Raw genomic sequence first — 21656 nt, forward strand, 5'->3', positions numbered from 1 at the left:
AGTCTTTCTATCCCCATCTTCTCTTAAGAATACATTAGAAAAGTTTCCCAATCAACGGAACGTGATAGCTTGTTTTTTCTATAAACAAAAGGATTATTTTGTTCAGTTTTATTTACATGAATAGATTCGTAAAATTTTCATATGCCCAAAATTTATTCGTATAATTACATATTTTTTTCTTTTAAATTGGTTACCTCCGTCATACAATAAAAGTGAAATTTCATATTTTTGGAATTTAATTAAACGAATTTTATTAACAGAGCAGGAGGAAAACTCAATGAACAGTCTTTACGACAGAAGACCTAGTAGCACTTTAACTGTAATTATCGGTATTTTTTTAATTCTTATTGCTTACGTAGGTTTGATTTATGCAAGTCTACCATTCAGTTTTACATTTATAGCTCTAGCTGGTGTCATTGCTCTATATTTGAACTATGGCACATACGGAATTAAGTCAGCGTTTAGCCCCCTCCAAAAAGGAGTAATTAAAATTATTTTAATTGGTTACATATGGAATGCAGTCCAAAGCTCACTTGTTGCAGTAGTGATCACATATGGTTTTGATTTTCCGGTTGCCGCTAACGGAGCGACTAATATTTTTGTAGACAACACACCTACTCAATTCATCTATAACGCTATAGATATTATATTTAGTTTAATCGGTGAAGAATGCTTCGTTTTAATTCCATCTATACTAGCAATTTACTTTTTGAAAAAACATGGAGTAAACGAGAAACGATCAATGATTATTGTTACAATTATTGGCGCATTCTTTTTTGGTTTGGCACATTATTCTACATATAACGGTAACCTCGTTCAGATTTTCTTTGTTATTGGTTTAGCTAGATTGCCACTTAACTGGGTTGCATTTAAAGCTAATTCATTATGGGCTAGTTCTATCACACATATCTTATTTGATTTCACACCCTTCTTAGCAGCATTATTATTTTCTGTCCTACGCTAAAATGATGATTAAGGAGCACTTTTGAAAAGTGCTCTTTTATATATAAATAACACTACAAAATGAAATTTTTGTATGTAAAGATACTTTTTTAATCATTTAAAACAAACCAATTTATATTTTATAAATACATATAATTATACTTTTTTACTAGTATACAAGCCGTATCTTTTAAAAGAAACACAACATAGAATACAATACAGGACAAGACTTTCAAAAAACTTGTCTGAGTTAAATCTCAAAAAGGGGTGAACATAAATGCCTATCGTTAAGCCTTTTATAGCTGGGAGACGATTTGTAAGTACCGCAGCAACAGGAACTGCCGCTGGAGCAGACTTAACTTTTGCTAACACAGACTTCACTGATGACACTGGTGCTGTAACAACATTCCCTGCTTCTTATGCTTATTTTACACTTTATATTAATGGCGTTATTCAAACTAGTGATACTATTACTGGTGTGACTACTACAGCTGCTACTATTGTAGGGGGAGCCGTCCTAGATGGAGGTACTCCTATTGCAATTGAATTTACTATAACGTAACATTAGTTGTCTTTTTAGAGGTTTCATTAAAAGAAACCTCTAATTTTAAAAATTGACATTAACTTTAGTAGCAACTACATAATGCAATGCATATACTAGTATAGAATGATAGGAATTTATACTCACTCTCGAAAAGAGCACTTATATATAGTGCTCTTTTTTAGATTCCTCTTTTCTACAAAATGAAATTTTTATTATAAAAGCACTCATTGAATAAATAACGCATATACATTGTAATTGGATAGGTATTTTGTATTAACATCGTATTAGGAGAAGCGCTCTGGTCAAGCACTTCTCTTTTTTATAAAATAAAGTTTTTATATACATAAATCACTTTCTAAATGCCTAAAATAGCCCAAAGATTTAGGAGCTAATCAATGGAATTAATACTCACAATTCTAAAATATTTATTAATTGCAATTGGAATTTCTCTTTTAATATTCATGGGATATATATGGTATTTCTGAAATCAAATAAATTAGCGTTTTTATTGAAAACATTTCTTAAATATATTGCATATACTAAATCGAATACTCTCTACAGTACAGTCACCTTTAGAGCGTCTTTCTCCCAAGACGCTCTATTCATTTTTTGCTGGTTTCGAAAAATACTTTTCACCTTTTAACTGGACAAGTATATGTTAATGTATGGAGAAACCCTCCACTCATAGGATCTACCTTTCTTGACCAAGGGCACGATATATACGTGCTCTTTTTTTATGTCTTAATAACGATTTTGTTCAGAATTTGCACATACACTAAGAAAATACATACGATATATTGCTATCACATTTTCACTTCTCAATATGACTTCTGGTCAAAGAGCGCTTTCCCGGGCGCTCTTTTTAATTAAAATAAAGATTTTATTCTATGACAGGCTCAATTCATCCAATTAAGGCATACAATATTAAAAATTTACTCGTAAAAATCTGATTACAATTTTTTGGATTTTTTATAACTCATGAGACATTCACTTATCTTACTAAGAGTGCATATAAAAATGCGCTCTTTTTATTTGTTGTTAAATAACTATTTTGTTAAAAGCTTTTCACGTTAAGCTGGACAAGCATATATTATTGATATGGAAGCTTTTCACTTATAGGAATCTCTTTACAAAGAGCACTTTGAAAAGGTGCTCCCTTTTCACCCTTCATGAGAAATTACATATATTAATATCGGCTGCGCATGTATTCAGCTTACAAATTAGGCCTTGTGAGCTGACACCTTTTAAAGGAGCACATTTAAATATGTGCTCTTTTATTTAATTTTGTTTACACGATTATGCAGAAGGAACATAAAGTATATGGTAATCCAATACTCGTATAACCTATCTTTCTAAGAGCCTACTCACTTGTGCTCTTTTTTTTGTTTTCAAATAACGTTTCTATATAAATCCATTTAGGCATTTTCATTACCTCTCTTCATATATTAAAAGCTTCCACCATACACTAAAACGAAACTCAAAAATAAGAAGGGAGGATAAAAATAAGAAGGGAGGATAAAAATGCCTATCACAAATATTTATGATTTTATAGCCAAGTATGGACGTCCCCCTCACTTTCATAAAGATTTCCCTCTAATCTTATTTTGGAGCCAAAAAAGCGGCTGCACTTCACTCGCATATTGGTTCTTTTATCACATTAATTTGTTTAAAGAAGTTGTAAAATATAGCCCTTTTGTTCATAACTATGAATTTGAAATTTATAAAAATTCTATACCATATTTCACTGATTTAGCCAACGCATTACAAACAAAAGAAAAAGACACGTATAAATTGGTAAGAAACCCTTTCAAAAGAGCTGTAAGTTCCTTTATTTCTCTTATACCAGCGCCATATTACGAATCCACTGAGTGGAAGCCAATCCGCCGTTATCTTTATGGTGATGAATCTTGCAATAAAAAGATTTCCTTTAAACTGTATTTATATTATTTAAAAGCGCATGCACCAAATTTTGAAGGTGTAAACCCACACTTCACACCTCAATATATACAAGGAGAAGAAGAGTTTGTTACAAATTACATATACCTTGAAAATCTCTCTGCTCATCTGTCTGCCCTAGAAGACAAACATTGTTTAAAAAAATCTCCATTAAACGGATTAATTAACTCATGGCACCACCAAAGTAATCTAGCAATTTACAAAGGTAACTATGCAGATGGTGATATTACAGATCCCTTATTCCCAAGGCATCCCACCTATAATAGTTTTTATGATGAAGAAACGATTCAACTAGTTAAAGATATCTTCAAAGAAGATTTCACTACTTACAAATATCCCTCAACATTACTTTAAAATATAGGCATTTTCCTTATCACAAATTCATAATTATTACAGAGAAACTTAAGCCACCTACTTAAGTTTCCTCATAATACTCTTGTAAATTGAAGTTGGGCACTATTCTAATAGTGCTCTTTTTTAATTTTTTTCTATAAAACAAAATCTTTATCAGAATAACGATTTTATTCACTTTTATAGCTTACTATTCCTCATAGTTCTGTTTTTATTCTAGAACTTTTATAAAGTTAAAGTGTCCATCAAGATAACAATCATTGATCTAACCCCAAAAATATATTTCATTAACTTCGCTTAAAGTAAAATATTCATTTTTTCATTCACCCAAGTTCATAACATATTCTTTTCTTCTAGTAAAATAATGATTAGGTACCCTATGCACATTTTATCCACTGGAAATAATACCTTTTATATACTTAAATATTAGAAACTTCATTTCTGCTACTTCTGCAATAGCAATTTTGTTCACTTTTTCGATACATTTATGAAACATTCATATGTTATCTTCAATATGTTCTATTTTTTTTGAAGAACCATGTGAGAATACCAAAACAAGAAGCCCTAGAGCCCTAACTCTAGGGCTTCTTGCTTTTAAATAACTATTTTGTTAGTCTCAAACCAATTTACTATTATTTAAAAAAACGTAAACAATTATTCAATGTTTTTTCTGGATACTCATGTTATTATTTAATCGCTGTTGTTCACCATCCCAGGAACTCAGCTCCCTGTACTTTCTATAGGAGGAAAGTACAGGGCTTATTTATAAGTTTATCTCCAATCATTTTTGTATATTTATACCAAATCAAAGATCTATAACAATCAAATAAATTAACGCTTTTGTTTTATTCTTACTAACTGCTCTGCCCTTGTATAACCTTACCTTTTTTTACGCACTCTATTAAAACTCTCTTTTAGGGTGGTGCTAATATGAACAAGGTATTTAAATACATTTTAATCTTCTTGTGTGTAGTGTTTTATATTACATTTATAAGCGGTATAATTTATCAAAACTTTGTCCGTGAGCATTTTATTCCTCCAACCGAGAAATCTAAGCTGAAACATAATGATTCCTGATTGCTATAAATACCTTCCTTTCTATATGAGCTCGTTATTTTCATTATGATTAGGTATCAGGAGCGCTTTCCAAGGCGCTCTTTAGTTCAAAAAAGATTGTATTAAAAATGGATTCACTATTTATTTTCAACCTCCATATACTTATACGGACTATAAAAATACACAATATAGTTCTTGGTCAAAGAGCGCCATACTCCCTAATGGCGCTCTTTTTAATTAAAATAAAGGTTTTGTTCTATGACAGGATCAATTCATTCAATTAAGGCATAAAATATAAAAAATTTACTCGTAAAAATCTGATTACGATTTTTTGGTTTTTTATATCTCATGAGACATTCACCTACCTTACTAAGAGTGCATATAGAAATGCGCTCTTTTTATTTGTTGTTAAATAACTATTTTGTTAAAAGTTTTTCACGTTCAAGCTGGACAAGCATATATTATTGATATGGAAGCTTTTCACTTATAGGAATCTCTTTACAAAGAGCACTTTGAAAAGGTGCTCTCTTTTCACCCTTCATGAGAAAATACATATATTAATATCGGCTGCGCATGTATTCAGCTTACAAATTAGGCCTTGTGAGCTGACACCTTTTAAAGGAGCACATTTAAATATGTGCTCTTTTATTTAATTTTGTTTACACGATTATGCAGAAGGAACATAAAGTATATGGTAATCCAATACTCGTATAACCTATCTTTCTAAGAGCCTACTCACTTGTACGCTCTTTTTTTGTTTTCAAATAACGTTTCTATATAAATCCATTTAGCCAATAATCCTTACAAATTTGTAATACTAATGTCACCTAAAAGAATTTTTTCCTGGTTAATAATGGTTTAATATATAGATTGTTAACTTGATTAAACAAAACACCATTGGTAGGTGACAGTTTGTGGAAAGAAAATTATTACGTTATGGCATTGTAAGTATAGCTTTTATTACTATCCCCATTTTATTTATACACTTTGCTTCATCTCAATTCGTTCCAAAAGAATACAGTGAAGGATGGCCGGAAGTAAGTAAAACTGCTGAACTAATAACTATCGGTTACTTTAAAAAAGAAAAGGATCTTGATATTATAATTAAAAAAGTTGAACCTTCAGAAGAATATAGAACACATGAAATCCACCTATACGGACATGTGGCAGATAAAAAAAGAAAAAAGTTTCTTCTGTTGTAAATTTTCGTGATAACTATTCAATTAGAGACACATCTGAAGTTAAAATCAATGAGCCTTTTAATAAAGGTTGGATGCTCTTTCAGTTAAAATAACGCTTTTGTTAATATCCACGAATCCATTTCTTAGGTGAAAAACTTTTATAGAAGCCCCTTTATTGGACAAATTTACCGGATGAATTAACAGAAATTTCGTGTTATTCTTATCTTGTTGAATAACCCAATACATTCAACAATGCTCTTAATTGCATACTTGGTATGTAACCATCCATCCAGATACCTTAGCCAATACGTCCCCCTAGTCGTCGTTTTGCTAAGGTATCTTTTTAGATGCCCTGTGTGCAGGGCTTCTTCGTTTCAACTATGATACTCTTTTTTATCACCTAACTACATAAAAATTCATACTCTATATAGATAGATGCTTTATTATAGACTGAATTCACTCCGGGAAAGAGCACTGTTCGAAGGTGCTCTTTTCAATTTAAATTAGGATCTTATTTAGTTTCCATTAACTCTTTTTCCCATAAAAACAATTAACTATTATTTGAAAAATCGGAAACAATTATCTAGTGTTTTTTCTGAATACTCGTGATATTATTTTGTTGCTGGTGTTCATCAACCCGAGCATTCAGTAACACCATCCACAGGCTCTACTCTCATCATTCCCTTTTGAGAGTAGGGCTTCTATTTATAGAACTGTACCTAACACTCTGTTTATATTTGTACAAAATTCAAATTATATGCCAATTAATTTACTGACATTGAATTTTTTGGAATTTCATGATAATATTTACCTATAAAATCATTACCCTTACGCAAGGAGCTATGAGCCTTTCCACTCATGGCTCTTTTTTATTACGATTTACACTTCACATCTACACGTTTTTGACTAGCTTCTCGACTAAATCCTTCTGGGTATCTTGTTGCTAATTTAGATATATTCATTTGAGCGATATCTTCTAGGGTATATCCTATTTCGTGAGACATGATTGCAATGTAGTACAAGATGTCGCCTAGCTCTAAAGCTATTTTATGTGTGTTACCTTCTTCTTCTCCTGGGCAATGAGCCGGATTAAATCCATGGCCATGAAAGATAGCTCTTTTTACGATATCAGCAACCTCACCAGCTTCTCCCGTAAGCCCTAATGCTGCATTTAAAACACGTCCACCGAAATCGTTATTTGTATTCCATGTACGTAATGCTCCTTCTTGATATTGATCTAATTCACAAATCTGATTAATATTCATTACAGCTTGTCCACCCTTTGATTTACTGATTAATTTTGTTACTCCAAATACACCGTTTTCCATGGTTTTCATTTTCCTCTACTCCCTCTAACTAATATTTTTCTTTGCTCTTTTGCTTCTAGCTGGTGTTGTAGCTGCTTTCTTTGGATCCCACCCGTAAGTTGCTACTCTTGATCTAAAAGTACTAGCACTAATCCCATTTTCTTCAGCTATCTTAGCCCAATTTTTTCTATCATTTTGTTTACGAACAGGAATAGTCGCTGCATCTTGTGGATCCCATCCGCTATTGACTCTCCCATAAAACGTACTTGGAATAATTCCGTTTTCTTTCGCTACTTTTAATAACCTGTTGAATTTCCCTTCGCCAATATGCCAGTATGCTCTTGGCAGTATTGTTAATGCTTCTTGTAATTCCCATCCATATGTGTAAACTCTCATGTAAAGAGTTCTTCTACTAATGCCATTAGATTTAGCTACCTCATACTCTTCATTAGTTAACCACCGATTTAAGGTCATTTGCTTCCCCTCCTAATCTAGTGCCAAAAATTCAGCTCTGTTACGCTTCGAATGAATTATCATAATCTTCTGAATACTCTTACCGTGCTCTTCTAACGTTGCATTCCAAGCTTCAGCTTCACTCTTAGCATCAAAACAATCCATCTTTTGCCGTTCCTCTTTATCGTAGAAATGCACTTCATAGCTTGGATTCAAAAACTTTTCACTGGTACTTATCGCGTTATAGCTAAAACTACCTATAACATCATCAATTGTTAATTGCTTCATAATCGCATCCCCAGTTATTTAATTTTTTCTGTAATTGTAGTTGATACACGATCAACTTTTCCGCCTTGCCAAGTAATTACTTGTTCCCCGAATCCTGTTATCGGGGGATTCAGAGGCGTAACCTCACCATTCTTGACCACATAAATTCTATTATCAGTAACATCGATTTCGATTTTCGTAGGTTTCATACGACTGAAATCCCCCTTTTTTCTTGTTAGCTAACTTTTTGTTGTTGATTACGTTGTAACTCTTGTTTCATTGATTCAAATTTTACTAGCCATGCTTGCCAACGCTTATCGTTTTCTTCTTGCTGTTGCTTTGCTACTTCACAATTACAACCGTTCGTTTCAATCACACCTGGATAAGTTTCTTTACGAATAATTCCTGTATCACGACATAATGCACACATACTTATTCCTCCTTTTTAAAATTGCGTAATCTATAATTATCCCCATGCATTTCTAACATTTCAGCGTTTTCCATCATCCGACTAAAATCACGTTCTCCATACATTCCTGCTAATTCATCAATCGTAAAATTAGTAGTGAATAAAGTACTTTTACCTATACGGCTGTCTACAATCTCATTTGTCTTCGTTTGCTTCCAAGTAACACCTTCTTTATCTTTCTCCGTGAATTCCGCTCCAAAGTCATCGATAATTAGGACATCGACTTTTGCTAGAAGTGACATAAGCTTGTCCTCTGTCACTTCACTGTTTTTATTCCAAGTGGATTTAATTTTGGTAAATAGCTTATTCATTTGAATAAACATTGCACTGTGACCCTTTTTCATAAGTTCTTTAGTGGCTGCCACACATAAATGACTTTTTCCTACTCCATAATCCCCTGTTATTATCATGCTTATTGGTTCTTCTTTATTGAATGAAGCAACAAAATTCATAATTGTCTCTTTCGCATCAGCTAAGTCCCTTTTTGTTGGTACATAGTTTTCAAATGTAGCTTTTTTGAGTTTGTCATTTATTAAGCTGTTATCAGCAAATGAATCATATAAATGAATGATTTCATTTTTCTTTTTTATAGCTAGTGTCTCTATAGCTAATTTCTGATCTTCTTTTTCTACCAATCTACATTGAGGACAAAACTCCTCATTTGTTTCTGTATCTATCAACATGCGTTTACTACAAACATCTTTAAAATTATCTCTACCTACTAAAAATACATTCATGCATCTATTAGGCGACAATACGTATCTTTGGCTAGCGTTTCTTGAAATCGTACTTGTCGATGAAGTTACTATTTTTTTGATCGCTTGCATTAGTCGGACCTCCTTTAAAAACTCCTTTTCTTTGTACAAAGTTTTCATTTAAATAACTTTCGAATTTAGTTCCAAATAATGTGATAGGTCTCAAATAGCCATTCATTTCCGTATTATCAATCCATTGCGAAGCCTTGATATCAATTACCTGTTGAAAATGAGTGAATCCGAACCCCTCTTTCCATCTTGTTTTGATTAGTTCCTGTGTTTTTTTTGATGTATGTTTATAATGGGTTTTTGCTTTCATATTGAGATAATCAACAATCTCTTGATACGGAATAGATTGAACGATGTCCTGAGGTTTTTCAGGACTATATCCTTTTTGTATTTCTTTATCTAAATCTTTATCTAAATCTTTATCTATGTCCGTTACGCCATCGTTACATGTAACGTTACAAATAAGTGTTTGTTGTTTTTTTCTTTCTCGATGTGCCGCTACACGTTTTCTAGTGTCTTCCTTGATCTTTTCTAAACGGTCGAGATTCTGATGATTTCCCCAATTAACAACGTTGATGTAATGATTATTGTCAATATCAATCATTCCAAATTTTTTAAATACACCTAGTGCCATCCGGACTGTATTTAGAGGTCGATTAAAAAGCGTTGCTAACATATCTTCCGTATATGAAATATTCTCGTTTAAGAAAATATACCCACTTGCATTTGTTTTACCAGCTTGAGCTAACAACTTAATCCAAATGATCAATAATGTATCAGCTTCAGGCATACTTTCTATTAAACGTATTTTTTCATCCTCAAACATCGTTGTTGAAAGTTTAATCCATTTCACTTTTACTTCAGACATAATTCTTACCTCCTTGTACAAACTGCTATATGTGCTTGTCCACTTTTGATAATCCGTTGAATTTCATAATGCGGATAACCAACACTGAAATACTGTGCGATCATTTGCTTTAACACATCTTTTCTTTTGGCTGATTCCCAGAACTTATTAGGCAATAGTACTTGATATTCAACTAAATCCATGTACTACTTCCCTACTTTCCGTGATATACTTATAACAGGTTATTTTTTCTTAAGGACCCACTGCCATGGGTCTTTTTATTTTGTTCCACATCACTCCAAGCCCATTGTTTTATTGGTTCATAAGTGGTGTAAAACAACCATGAACCGCAAGCAATTACCATTGCGAATATAACTAACGATGTTGTATCTTCCACTAAATCCCCTCCTTTTGTGCTTCAAGCCAAGCTTCTAAATCCTTTTGCAGGAAAAGTAGTTTGCGCCCCTCCCTAATCACTGGAAACTGTGGGTGGTTTGCTAATTCATACATTCGACAAACTGCTATGTTTAGATAAGCTGCCGCTTCTTTCACTCTCATTACTTTATTTGGTTGTGCTTGTTGCTGAAATGAAGCTAATGCTGCTTGAATTTCCTCTCGAACAACTTCGCGGATTGATTCTTTAATGATTTGATCTAATCCCATTTCTTTCTACTCCTTTCGAAATACCTGAATTTTATTAAAGATAGATAATCATACCAATTTCGGTCGCCATGCACTTATGTATGATATCGCTACATTGAAGTCTTTCTATAAGATGTTGCAATAACTATTTACTGCAAATGCTGATTTCACATCTCTCCATGCTGCTGTAAGAAGTTTCTTTCTGCTGTCATGAACAACTTGATTCCCTTCCAGAAAAACAAACTCACTCACTGGATGTTACAATGCGGGTAATTGGTTCATTTTCTTTTGCCTCCATTTCTTCTTTTACTCTCGAAACGCGAGTGGGATTATAAAAAAAATTATCTACCGATACATCAAAGAACTTCGCAATTCGCATAGCTATATTCCATCTAGGATTCTTCTTTCCTTTTTCGATTTCACAATAATAGTTAGAAGAAATATCTAGTGTTTTAGCTATTTCAAATTGCTTAAGTCCTTTATCTTCACGCAATTTGATTAACCATTCTCTTTTCATTTTTACCTCCAATGTCTTTTGTATGATTTCAGTATACTCGCGTTTCGCGAATAAGTAAATATCTTTTTGATTATTTTTTGAAATAAAATAAATTCGCGTAGCGCGAAAAAAATATTGATTTTGTTCTGTGAAATGTTATCTTTATTTATAGGGAGGTGTTATATATGAACATAGGGGAACGTTTAAAATATTTAAGGACTAAACAAAAATGGACTATGAAAGAAATTTCTTCAAAATTAGGAATAGGCGATTCAACTTATAGTGGATACGAAACTAATTATAGAAAACCAGATGCGGAAATGATTTGCAAATTAGCTGACCTGCATAATACAACAACTGACTATATTTTATGTAAAACTGACGATCCGACCCTAGACAAAGCAACATCTTCTAATATTAAAGATTTCTTTGATAATCAAAAATTACATTGGGACGGAAAAAAGTTATCTGAGGATGATGTAGAAAGTCTTAAAGATTTATTAGAAATTGCAGTTAAAAGAATGCTTAAATAACAAAAAAGGATTAGCAAGAAGCTATTCCTTTTTTTGTTGTTGATATATGTTGAAATTTTCTTAATTCAATATCTGTCAGTAGCCCTTGTTTATGTAATTCTTCTAATACATAAATTACATCACCTGTCACATTGTGACTTCCTAATAACACTTGTACCATTTGCTTCACTTGTACTTCTACCCCTTTATTCATCATTTATATTTCCTCCCTATGTTGTTGGTAAAAATTAGGTGTCGATTTTTTATCACTTATCCAAAAACCAACATTCGCCAAAAATTACGAAAGAGGCTGCGAAATCGCAACCTCTAACTTTTTATTAACTATTTAATTTTTATTATTAAAGCCCACCAGGCTCAGACATCATATATTGTACTTGTTGTTTAACTGGTTTTTCTTTACTTTCCTTAGTTGCTGCTCCTACATTTAATGATAAAGTAAATGCACTCATAATACATAAAACTGCTATACTAATTTTTTTCATCCTCATCCCACTTTCTTTTCTAATGATGCTAACACACGCTTCACAACATTAGCATAGTGATAGTTTCCAACCCGTTCAAAGCGATTCAATGCTTCTCTTAATCCCAGTATATCATTGTTAATTCTGGAAATATAGTACATCGTGAACGGTGAATCTAATTTTCTTTCTTTAGCTAATTCTTCAAACATTTTTAGTGCTTTATTCTTATCTCCATATAAGCCTTCATAATACGCAACTTCAGATAAATCAATACAAGAAAAATCTATTTTATCGAGGTTAAAGCCGTTGTCTATATACAAGAAGGCTAATGTAGACTGAAAAGACTTATACTTTCTACTATCTTTCGAAATCCCGTTTTCGTCTAAGTATTTTAGACTCTTTAATAAAAATTTTTCAGATTTCAAAAGATCGGTAAACAAATAGCTCTCTCCAAGGCAACATAATGCCGTTGCCTTTACTATGGGTGCTTCTAATTCGGATTTTAATATTGCATCACATTTAATTCTGCATGTTTCTAAATCTTCGTTAAATAAATTAATATAAGCACTTCGAACATTGTAATGTATCTCATGACAAGATTGTATAAATGTATTTTTTATAGTTATTAAATTTTTTTCTACTTTGTCTGAATACGGAAGCATTGCTCTATAATTGAAAATATCATACATAGAAAAGCTATATAACATATTCACTAGAACCTGAACTTCTGAATCATTTGCAAACATAACTTTATCCATGTCATCAATTAAAGCTTGTCCTCGTTTAATATTTTGACTTCTGCAATTAAATAACTTGTATATTTTAAAGTATTTCCTTAAATGAATATTTTTCTGATGCTTCTTTATGAGTTTATCTATAACTTCATACTCACCAATGCCCTGACAATAACATAATGCTTTGCGAATGTTTAAGTCTCCCGTACACAGCATGATAAATTTATTAAGAATCTCTTTTCGTTCTTCCATATCTTCAAAAAGAATCGAAGCTACAGGTAGAAACTTATCAAATTTCATTTCTGCTGTTTTACCACTTACTGCATCACATATTACTACACGATCTACTCCAGTTTTTCGTTCAATATCCGGAAATGTTAATTCCCTTCTATTAGATTGTTTTTTTATACGTTTCATTAATTCTTTCACAATAACAGCACTTCCCTTTCCTGATGAACACAGGACACCATCCTAACAATTTTCTCAAGTTGGAAACAGATTACGAGAAGGGAATATCTTAATTTCGTGTTATACTTAGATGTGACTCGTGTGGGTAAGTGTTTCCTAAGTCTAGGTTAGGGGACCGTTTAAGAGGCGGTGTGAGAGTCCCTCTTGAACGCGCTCATATGGGTCTTTTTCGTTCGGTTTAATTATTTCAATACTAACACGAATTTTTACAATTTTAACAAAACAATTGTTAATCAAATGTTGAGAAAGTTTTTTAATCGCTATAAATCAAGATTTAGTTGCACATGCAATTTTACATATTTTTCATTGAAGCTTATATGCATATTTTTACCACCAACCACCCGGTTCATTATGCCATCCTACACCAGGATCAGTTACTTTGTGCCCACCTGGATCCTTTGTGAATTCTCTCATAGTTTCCCTTCCTCTCTTATCTAAACATACTAATATTTTACTATTATTTAACATTAGATAAAAATCATATCCTATAACTGTATTTGTTCATATATGGTAGAATATATCCATCGCTGATATGTCCAAACATGTAATTTTCATAGCAGCAAAATTACAACTAGACTTATACAACATGATTCAAAACAAATGAAGGAGTGTTTTAAGTGAAAGGACATATTCGAAAAAGAGGAAATAAGTATTGTATTGTTATTGATATCGGACCCGATCCAGAGACAGGAAAAAGAAGACAGAAATGGTTTTCTGGATATAAGACAAAAAAAGAAGCACAGGCTGATGTTGCGAAGAAAATTACAGAATTGAATGAAGGGACTTTTATAGAGCCGTCTAAGGTTACATTAAAGGAGTACCTAAATCATTGGCTAGAAATTAAAAGTATGAGTATAGAAAGAAGTACCTTTGTCGGCTATAGGGCATTTATCAACCAACATGTTATACCTAGTATTGGAATGGTTGCACTCCATAAATTAAATGTCATGCATATTCAAAAATGCTATAAAACTGCAATGGATAAAGGTATTGCAAACAATTCTATTCTCCTTACGCATAGAATTTTAAAGAGCGCTTTAAATCTAGCTGTAAAACAAAATATTATTTCACAAAATCCTGCTGCTTTTGCTGAGATACCAAAAAAAGAAAGAACCTCTATCCAAACTTGGACAGAGGAAGAAGTAAAAAAGTTTCTTTTGCATTCACAAGAATCACGATATCACATTGGGTATCTACTTGCAATAACTACAGGTATGCGTATGGGAGAAGTTCTAGGCTTACGATGGCAGGACGTTGATTTTGAAAAACATACCGTTACAATAAATCAAACATCTGGCCATGACAATAAAATCAAAAAAACAGCAAAAACGAATTCGTCAAAGCGCACCATTCCTGTACCTAAAGAAACTATAGACTCCTTAAAAAGGCATAAGATTACGATTAATAAAGAGAAATTAAGATTTGGTTCTGCGTATCAAGATTGTGATTTAATTAATTGTAATGAGTTTGGAAGGATTATAAAAAAAGCTAATTTCAGAAAAAATTTCATTAGAGCGACACACAACGCAGGCATAAAAGAAATTAAATTCCATGATTTAAGACATACACATGCAACCATACTATTGAAACAAGGAGTTAATCCTAAAATTATCAGTGAAAGGTTAGGTCATACAGATATTTCATTGACATTAAGTGTTTATTCTCATGTTTTACCGAATATGCAAGAAGAAGCTGTTAAAAACTTTGGAAAAAGCATTTTTGGATAACTTATGTTTGCAAAATGTTTGCATTCCATAAAAATAGGTCAAACAAACGTTGTTATATCAAGGTTTGTTTAACCTATCATCTTATATTCTTGGTAGAATCTCCGAATACCTACTGTAACCTTTAATAATGGAATATTCTCACCACCACGAGTTATACATTCAAATCGGTATACATAGGCGAAAAAGTCTTGTGTTTTTTCATCTTTAATCGGCTCTGACATTGCCTCACAAATATTTTGTGATCGAAGTGGAGAAAAATAGATTTCTTCATTTTTATTCTCAATTCGTATAGGTTGTACACAAAAAACATGTGAAATTAATGCGGGTACCCATTTAGAAAACGTTTCACTATCATGTAATACTGTTACATTCGAAATCAAATCGTCATGCCATTCATATTTTGGCGGTTCCATTAATTGATTCGGTTTCCAATCATGAATGACCTCATACCAACTTTGAAATATATAATCAAGTTGTTCTTGCCTAATTGGTTCTTTTGACACAATCCATGGCGTATTTTCATTTAATACATACGGATTATGCTGAATAAACAATATATCAGAAAACATATCATACAATCTTTCATTTAAACGCTTTAACTTACTAGTTAATAAAAATGTCTTATAATGTATCTCTACAATGTCTAGCCATTCAATAGGAAAATATATAAATGAGACATGTTCCTTTAAAAGTGGCTCTACTATATTTTTAAATGTTAATAACCGTAATTTTTCCATGTATTGAGTACTTCCTCTCTTCATTTGTCTTGATTATCAAAAAATGAGAAATAACAATTACTTAATCTAATCAATTTAAAACTAACTATCTAAAAGAAGAATTTAAAACTATTTATTAGAATAATACGTTATTAAAGAAACACTTTTAAAAGTTACACGTAATTATCATATACATCACCCCTAACATCTCAAACATATTACGTACACATTATATACTATATATTTATATACTGTATTTATATTTTACAATAATTTTACAAAAAACAAATATAAAAAAAGTATTGCCTATACTTACTAGCAATTCCTCTATTCTTTATCCAATTACGTCTCACTTTATTAAGCCTAAAAATGGTGATTTACCACGTTTAGACAAATACTTCTTCGAAAATACAGTGTTTTATAACGAACAACCGTATTGTGAATTAGTCAGCGCTCAATTTTTCGAATTAGACATTTCACCTTGTCCTACAGAATTAAACTAGCCATTTGTAACTAATAGAATTTCTTATTGTTCAAAATTGACCTACTTAAAAATTAAGTTGATGGACATGCGGTCTTACCCTTATTAGTATGACTAATAATGCTATAATCACTCATATAAATCCTGAAACCAGTAAAATTTTAGTTAGCTTCTCACATATAAATTGGACAAGCATACGCTATTGTATACCCCCCACTCATAGAAAGATAGAATGTATTAATTTTCTCAATTCACTAATGGAAAAACCTTAATAAAAATATCTTCATATTTATCGAATATAGTTTTGAATTCTTATAAACTATATAATTTTGGAGTTGGTTCATACGTTACAAAAAACTGATCGTATTATCATTATGGTCCCTCCACTTTCACAAGTGTTTGTTACATTTTTCTCATCATTAGGAGAACCTATTTCATCACAAATTTTGTCTAATACATCTCCATACCCTGTATCAATGTTTGCACTTAATGAACTTGAAAGTGAATTATTTGAAGTCGAGTTAAAGCCAATACCACCGCATTAAATCCAGGTTCAATTGGACCTACCGGTAATACGGATCTACCAACATTAATTCTTACCGATAGGGTAATTGACACTGGCGTACTTACTATTTCTGGTGGAGCAACAAATACAATTACCTTTACTATCCCAATCACTTTAATAACAACCGCGACTATCGAAGTTTCAGCATTTTAATAAAATTTTATTAACCAGCCTATATTTTTTAGTACGTACACTCTCAAAAACTTATTATGGACTTCTAGATATATCGGGTATCAAAATTCCTTGAATACATTATCTATCTTTGATATCACGAATGATTTTATGAGTATTCAGTATTAGTGTTTTCTATATGATTAAGTCTATATTTGAAGGTAACATATCAGCGATATTTTTTATCTATTTCTTATATGTGTTAGTAAGTTCGTTTGCAAACTTGTTAGCACTTTTTATAATCATTCCATTAATCATATATAAGAATTTTTATAAATGAAGTAAATTTCTTAGGACATGTATTCGTTTTACAAATGAAAGAAGACATCTCCTAAAATTGGAAATGTCTCTTTTAAATTAATAAAACAATTTTGGTTGTATTTCTTTATTTTGATCAGTTTTTTCACCAATAAATTATGTAGTTTCAGTACTTGTACTACAACTTGTCGAGTATAAAATCGGTATACCGCATATTGCATCATTCATTACATCACGAAAAACTTTTGCAGCGACTTCTGTGAAAGTTTGACACAGATTAGATATATCATCATTAAAAAACTGTATTACTTCTGCAGAAAAAACTGGAAAAACAACATTCGCTCCACCCGAGAACTGCGGCTGTACAACAACTTGTACAAGTTCAAAAGCGTCTAAAGGATAAGGAATTGGATTTACAATCCCATCCCCAATAACACTAACAATAATAGTTACATTGCCAAATTGCACTGTAGGTTTAAGAAGTGTAGCTAATGTAATCGCTTTTTCAAAATCCGTAGTTTGTACTAAAATAATAAAATTTCCATCAGTCGGTATTAGCGGACCTACTGTTACAGTTGGATCAGCTCCTACTGAATTTCTAAGTTCATTAAAATATGTGATCCATGGCGGTGAAAGTTGAGGTTGTATATGCTCGTCCATTCTTTTTCCACCTCCTTTTGTAATTCTTAATAAGATAATATGGATAAAACTCGATAGTGTATTAGACATATATATTATTTTTCACTATTATTTTCATAAACTTACCATATCAATTTGGGAATTTTGTACGCTTAGAAAACCATTTAGACACATTTACCTAATTATTGTACGCCAATAATATAGTTGTGGAGAATTTACAGATAGAGGATTTAGAAAGAGCAAGAGGACACAGCTAATTAATCATGAAGATACATTGTGTTAGATGAGTAAATACATAGGCTTCATTTGTAGTAGTATAGTATGTTTTTCCTTTACTGTTATGTACTTTATACTGTGGCGAACCATTGACACTCACTTTTGCATCAATTATAAATCCCAATCCTGTATCTACAGAACCAGCTCCATCTTTATCCTGCTAAGATGGAGCATTATAGAAACGTAGATTGTCTACTCTGCTTTTTAATCTATTAGGAACAGATACTTCTGAAAGAAATCCACTATATCGTAGCAGGAGTTATATTCACAGCTGTAATTTTACAAGTTGAAATAGCAAACCTAACAGTTGTAGTTGGATTTATAGGTAATGTCCCTAGTACTATACCAAGTCCCGTTTGTTCCACGTTAAAATCCGCTGCAATAGAACCATTACTTGCTAAAAGACTCACTGTAGATCCAATAAACGCATCCAGTAACTGTCTAATTGGTCGTTCACGACATTCACACTCGCATCCTACATCGGTAGGTGGAAGTAATGTTATAGGTGGTCCTGGTGGTAAAAAACCTACTCCTGTTACATCAGAAATATTGACCACAAAGGTTGTAGTGCCATCTGTAACTGTAACTAAAAAATCATTCACGGAAGTGATAGTAAATAGAAAGAAAAGTGGGGGCGTGTTAGGTGTGTCTGCAATAGTGCCAAGAATAACAGTTTCTCCAATAAGTTGTTGTAAAACGCTTTGCATAGGTAAAACACAGCAATCACAAAGACAACCTTCAGTTGCTCCTGTCGGGCCTGTGTCTCCTGTTGGACCCGTTCCTCCCGTTGGGCCTGTGTCTCCTGTTGGACCCGTTCCTCCCGTTGGGCCTGTGTCTCCTGTTGGACCCGTTCCTCCCGTTGGGCCTGTGTCTCCTGTTGGACCCGTTCCTCCCGTTGGGCCTGTCCCTCCTGTTGAACCCGTTCCTCCCGTTGGGCCTGTCCCTCCTGTTGGACCCGTGGGACCGGTTGGTAAAGTAAATGGTGGGATTGGGGGAAGTGTAGGGCCAATTACATTTGGATTTAATGCATTTGCTTGAAGTATCCCATTTATCTTTTGTATTTCATTTTTATCAAACACATAACTACCTCCTATGATTGTACTATATTGTAGTAATACAGTTATCTTACATACACATAAACTTCATTAATCGTAATATAATATGTTTTCCCTATACAATGGTGCACCTTAAATTGTAGTGAACCGTCCATATTTACCTTTCCTTCAATTGTATATCCCTCACCTGCATCTACGAAACCTGCCAAGATGGAGCATCATAGAAACGTAGATTATTAACCTTAGAAACCACACGCTTCCCTACAATAGATGAATCAACTGTACTTTTCTTATTAAACTGCACATAAGATGGATCGTTCTTAATCCACTGATCCCCACCAAGATTTAACCAACCATCCCTTTCAGCCCGCACAAAATAAATGAAACTTTAAGTAGTCAAGTGGATCTTCATAATCTGTTCCACCAAGGTATTTCGTTACATCATAGTGAGTCCATAATCCTTTTTCTACAGATAATCTAAGGTCACGTAAGATTTTAGCTAGTAACTTAACATATTTATCATAGCTGCGTTTGAATTTTGTATAGTCCACTGTTTCGCATAACTCTACATGTACAAATCGTTTATTAGCAGCAGTACCTCCACCATAAGCAATGGACTTTGTATCTGCGATTTGGATTATTCCATTCCAGTCAACCGCATAATGAACGAACGCGTTTCTCCATCTTCTTCAAAACCAGTACGCATTATCTCTTCCCATGAAGCTACAGACTTTGTTAAATCTGTTTCGGGATAATTCATCCGTTTTGTTATAAATTCTTCACGGTTTGAAGGATTATTTTCTAATTGTTTATATTGAGTTAATACCTTTTTAAATAATTGTTTAGCGTAAGAACTTCTCGGCTCGCTGAACATAGGATTTGCTTTTTCCCACATATCAGGATTATCAATTTCTTCTGGATTATCGATCTTGCAGATGAAGGGAAACAATGGTCTTCTAAATCTTTGCCTTTTAGAATATTCATCGCTCGCTCTCTCGTCTTGTCTAAGAACCCATCGCGAACAAAACGATCTGTACCAATAAAAAATTCTCTAGCATTTGGCACTTTTCCAAGTCCACTAGAGAATACATTTACTACATCAAAGTTTTCATATCGATGTATTTCATCGTAAATAACACAACCGTCACGAAGTCCATCCTTAGAACCAGCATTAGATGTATGATATTGCATAATGCTTTGAGTATCGTTACTCAGTATCTCTACCTTAGTTCGATAAAACATATCTTCTAGTATTTCTTTTCCTTTAATAGCATCATAGACTTCACGAAAAGAAACTTTAGCTTGCTTCTCGTTGTTAGCCACAATTGAAACATTGTAGCGTTCTATCCCGTGTAGTGGACTAATAAAGAAATGACATAATGATGAAATCAAACCATTTTTACCGCCACCACGAGCCATCATATTTATTCCACCTAATTCCTTTAAAATTGTTGAATTTGTATTTTCTACAAAACCTCTATATCCAGGTGGACTACCAAAAAGAACAACTGCCGATTTAAGGTCAAATTGGAAGTCTCCTTTTACCCTCCATTCTCTTTCATGTGTCCAATCAATAAAATTCTCTTTATCGTCTAAATTTAAATTTACTATCCGCCACCATTCATCTCTTGGAAGAAGATTCTTAGCAATTTCTTTTTTTTCATACATTACAGGTCTGCCACCTTTGGCATACACATAAGCCTTCGGAAAAGCTATACCGACTGCAGTGTACCTCATTTGAGACCTGTCCTTTGTTCGCTCCTGTTCGAACAATATATTTTGACATACACTATGTAACGGCATGTCCTGAAAACATACTGCTTTATTATCTCCAATTATATACCCCGACTGCGTTGTACTTCCCAATAACTTCTTAGAAGTCAATATTTCACCAAGAACCTGACTTGCTGTTTTTAATTGCCCTCCGTTTTCATCATATATACCTTTTGTTAAATGAACTAAAAAAGCACTTAGATCTGTTCTATGACTACTTCGCTCTTCCCACTGCTCACGAGTATATCCCATGACCATCCTCCTCTTTAAATATTTTATATCAATAAATCTTATTATAACACTTCAACTGACTTATCCATATCTTATATTGTGTGTAACTGCCCCCTTCGCTGAATCCCTTGGTATCATTAAATTTATAATCCTTTCTTTTTTGAGTTACATAGTACAAAATTTATGAGTAACTGTAAGGAATACCACCACATTGCTATCAAGCTAAAAATATGAATTTTATCAATCCATATTTTTCTTTTGCATATTGGCTAGTATAGAACAAAAAGGTTATC

23 protein-coding genes and 4 pseudogenes are annotated in these 21656 nt (G+C 32.7%); 7 read left to right on the forward strand and 20 right to left on the reverse strand.

Features of this window, described 5'->3' with window-relative positions:
* The first annotated feature begins 277 nt into the window (after positions 1 to 277).
* From A6J74_RS03790 to A6J74_RS03805, 4 genes are all read left to right on the forward strand, one after another.
* The gene (locus A6J74_RS03790; RefSeq protein ID WP_001087425.1) at positions 278 to 964 is read left to right on the forward strand and encodes a CPBP family glutamic-type intramembrane protease; all 687 of its coding nucleotides are present in this window, start codon (positions 278 to 280) and stop codon (positions 962 to 964) included.
* Positions 965 to 1219: 255 nt separating this feature from the next.
* Entirely contained in the window at positions 1220 to 1504 is a 285-nt protein-coding gene (locus tag A6J74_RS03795) for a DUF4183 domain-containing protein (protein WP_001123249.1), read from the forward strand.
* A 1503-nt stretch (positions 1505 to 3007) separates the two neighbouring features.
* Positions 3008 to 3796: a sulfotransferase family 2 domain-containing protein gene (locus A6J74_RS03800; RefSeq protein WP_001123055.1), complete on the forward strand. Its 789-nt coding sequence runs from the start codon at positions 3008 to 3010 to the stop codon at positions 3794 to 3796.
* A 1967-nt stretch (positions 3797 to 5763) separates the two neighbouring features.
* Positions 5764 to 6051, forward strand: a complete 288-nt coding sequence (locus tag A6J74_RS03805) for a phosphoglycolate phosphatase (RefSeq protein WP_255410455.1) — start codon at positions 5764 to 5766, stop codon at positions 6049 to 6051.
* A gap of 851 nt (positions 6052 to 6902) precedes the next feature.
* Here the strand turns inward: A6J74_RS03805 and A6J74_RS03810 are convergent.
* The 11 genes from A6J74_RS03810 to A6J74_RS03855 form a co-directional block, all read right to left on the reverse strand.
* Positions 6903 to 7367: a nucleoside triphosphate pyrophosphohydrolase family protein gene (locus A6J74_RS03810; protein WP_080609363.1), complete on the reverse strand. Its 465-nt coding sequence runs from the start codon at positions 7365 to 7367 to the stop codon at positions 6903 to 6905.
* Positions 7368 to 7382: 15 nt separating this feature from the next.
* Positions 7383 to 7811 carry a hypothetical protein gene (locus A6J74_RS03815; protein WP_080609365.1) on the reverse strand — a complete coding sequence of 143 codons (429 nt, stop codon included), beginning with the start codon at positions 7809 to 7811 and terminating at the stop codon, positions 7383 to 7385.
* A gap of 12 nt (positions 7812 to 7823) precedes the next feature.
* Positions 7824 to 8078 (reverse strand): hypothetical protein, encoded by a 255-nt coding sequence (locus A6J74_RS03820; RefSeq protein ID WP_080609367.1) that lies wholly within the window; start codon positions 8076 to 8078, stop codon positions 7824 to 7826.
* Positions 8079 to 8092: 14 nt separating this feature from the next.
* Entirely contained in the window at positions 8093 to 8266 is a 174-nt protein-coding gene (locus A6J74_RS03825) for a DUF3954 domain-containing protein (RefSeq protein WP_080609369.1), read from the reverse strand.
* A 26-nt stretch (positions 8267 to 8292) separates the two neighbouring features.
* Entirely contained in the window at positions 8293 to 8487 is a 195-nt protein-coding gene (locus A6J74_RS03830; RefSeq protein WP_080609371.1) for a hypothetical protein, read from the reverse strand.
* A gap of 2 nt (positions 8488 to 8489) precedes the next feature.
* Positions 8490 to 9353, reverse strand: coding sequence for an ATP-binding protein (locus A6J74_RS03835; protein ID WP_080609373.1), 864 nt, complete (start codon positions 9351 to 9353; stop codon positions 8490 to 8492).
* A complete protein-coding gene (locus A6J74_RS03840; protein ID WP_080609375.1) occupies positions 9295 to 10158 on the reverse strand; it encodes a phage replisome organizer N-terminal domain-containing protein in 864 nt (287 codons plus the stop codon). The genes A6J74_RS03835 and A6J74_RS03840 overlap by 59 nt, the downstream gene beginning before the upstream one ends.
* Positions 10159 to 10163: 5 nt before the next feature.
* Positions 10164 to 10340, reverse strand: coding sequence for a hypothetical protein (locus tag A6J74_RS29920; RefSeq protein WP_080609377.1), 177 nt, complete (start codon positions 10338 to 10340; stop codon positions 10164 to 10166).
* A 29-nt stretch (positions 10341 to 10369) separates the two neighbouring features.
* Positions 10370 to 10534: a hypothetical protein gene (locus A6J74_RS29925; RefSeq protein WP_080609379.1), complete on the reverse strand. Its 165-nt coding sequence runs from the start codon at positions 10532 to 10534 to the stop codon at positions 10370 to 10372.
* Positions 10534 to 10800 (reverse strand): helix-turn-helix domain-containing protein, encoded by a 267-nt coding sequence (locus A6J74_RS03850; RefSeq protein ID WP_080609381.1) that lies wholly within the window; start codon positions 10798 to 10800, stop codon positions 10534 to 10536. Before A6J74_RS03850 ends, A6J74_RS29925 begins: the two co-directional genes overlap by 1 nt.
* A 223-nt stretch (positions 10801 to 11023) precedes the next feature.
* The gene (locus tag A6J74_RS03855) at positions 11024 to 11296 is read right to left on the reverse strand and encodes a helix-turn-helix transcriptional regulator (RefSeq protein WP_080609383.1); all 273 of its coding nucleotides are present in this window, start codon (positions 11294 to 11296) and stop codon (positions 11024 to 11026) included.
* 164 nt (positions 11297 to 11460) lie between these two features.
* On the opposite strand from A6J74_RS03855, the gene A6J74_RS03860 reads away from it, so the two are divergent.
* The gene (locus tag A6J74_RS03860; protein ID WP_080609385.1) at positions 11461 to 11808 is read left to right on the forward strand and encodes a helix-turn-helix domain-containing protein; all 348 of its coding nucleotides are present in this window, start codon (positions 11461 to 11463) and stop codon (positions 11806 to 11808) included.
* Positions 11809 to 11818: 10 nt separating this feature from the next.
* Here A6J74_RS03860 and A6J74_RS03865 read toward each other — a convergent pair whose 3' ends face one another.
* The 3 genes from A6J74_RS03865 to A6J74_RS03870 all read right to left on the reverse strand — a co-directional run bounded on the left by A6J74_RS03865 (position 11819) and on the right by A6J74_RS03870 (position 13432).
* Positions 11819 to 12004: a hypothetical protein gene (locus A6J74_RS03865; RefSeq protein WP_255410456.1), complete on the reverse strand. Its 186-nt coding sequence runs from the start codon at positions 12002 to 12004 to the stop codon at positions 11819 to 11821.
* Positions 12005 to 12146: 142 nt separating this feature from the next.
* On the reverse strand, positions 12147 to 12290 hold the full coding sequence (locus A6J74_RS29930; RefSeq protein WP_179863400.1) for a hypothetical protein: 144 nt from the start codon (positions 12288 to 12290) through the stop codon (positions 12147 to 12149).
* Between the two features lie 2 nt (positions 12291 to 12292).
* The gene (locus A6J74_RS03870; RefSeq protein ID WP_179863402.1) at positions 12293 to 13432 is read right to left on the reverse strand and encodes an AimR family lysis-lysogeny pheromone receptor; all 1140 of its coding nucleotides are present in this window, start codon (positions 13430 to 13432) and stop codon (positions 12293 to 12295) included.
* Between the two features lie 656 nt (positions 13433 to 14088).
* On the opposite strand from A6J74_RS03870, the gene A6J74_RS03875 reads away from it, so the two are divergent.
* Positions 14089 to 15198 (forward strand): site-specific integrase, encoded by a 1110-nt coding sequence (locus tag A6J74_RS03875; RefSeq protein ID WP_080609387.1) that lies wholly within the window; start codon positions 14089 to 14091, stop codon positions 15196 to 15198.
* A 68-nt stretch (positions 15199 to 15266) separates the two neighbouring features.
* On the opposite strand, the gene A6J74_RS03880 is transcribed toward A6J74_RS03875, so the two are convergent.
* Positions 15267 to 15935 carry a pPIWI_RE module domain-containing protein gene (locus tag A6J74_RS03880; RefSeq protein WP_080609389.1) on the reverse strand — a complete coding sequence of 223 codons (669 nt, stop codon included), beginning with the start codon at positions 15933 to 15935 and terminating at the stop codon, positions 15267 to 15269.
* 323 nt (positions 15936 to 16258) lie between these two features.
* On the opposite strand from A6J74_RS03880, the pseudogene A6J74_RS30765 reads away from it, so the two are divergent.
* Positions 16259 to 16414, forward strand: a pseudogene (locus tag A6J74_RS30765) (DUF7852 domain-containing protein); the annotation flags it as partial.
* Between the two features lie 1131 nt (positions 16415 to 17545).
* On the opposite strand, the gene A6J74_RS03895 reads toward A6J74_RS30765, so the two are convergent.
* From A6J74_RS03895 to A6J74_RS30610, 5 genes and pseudogenes are all read right to left on the reverse strand, one after another.
* Positions 17546 to 18049: a hypothetical protein gene (locus A6J74_RS03895; RefSeq protein ID WP_000343310.1), complete on the reverse strand. Its 504-nt coding sequence runs from the start codon at positions 18047 to 18049 to the stop codon at positions 17546 to 17548.
* 232 nt (positions 18050 to 18281) lie between these two features.
* Positions 18282 to 18509, reverse strand: a pseudogene (locus tag A6J74_RS30550) (hypothetical protein); the annotation flags it as partial.
* A 37-nt stretch (positions 18510 to 18546) separates the two neighbouring features.
* The gene (locus A6J74_RS03905) at positions 18547 to 19383 is read right to left on the reverse strand and encodes an exosporium leader peptide-containing protein (protein ID WP_080609391.1); all 837 of its coding nucleotides are present in this window, start codon (positions 19381 to 19383) and stop codon (positions 18547 to 18549) included.
* Positions 19384 to 19424: 41 nt separating this feature from the next.
* Positions 19425 to 20048 (reverse strand): annotated as a pseudogene (locus tag A6J74_RS03910) (N-acetylmuramoyl-L-alanine amidase); the annotation flags it as partial.
* Positions 20033 to 20781: pseudogene (locus A6J74_RS30610) on the reverse strand (terminase large subunit domain-containing protein); the annotation flags it as partial. The pseudogenes A6J74_RS03910 and A6J74_RS30610, both read right to left, overlap by 16 nt.
* Positions 20782 to 21656 lie beyond the last annotated feature (875 nt).

Source organism: Bacillus sp. FDAARGOS_235, assembly GCF_002073415.2.
In the GTDB taxonomy this organism is placed as follows: Bacteria; Bacillota; Bacilli; order Bacillales; family Bacillaceae_G; genus Bacillus_A; species Bacillus_A toyonensis.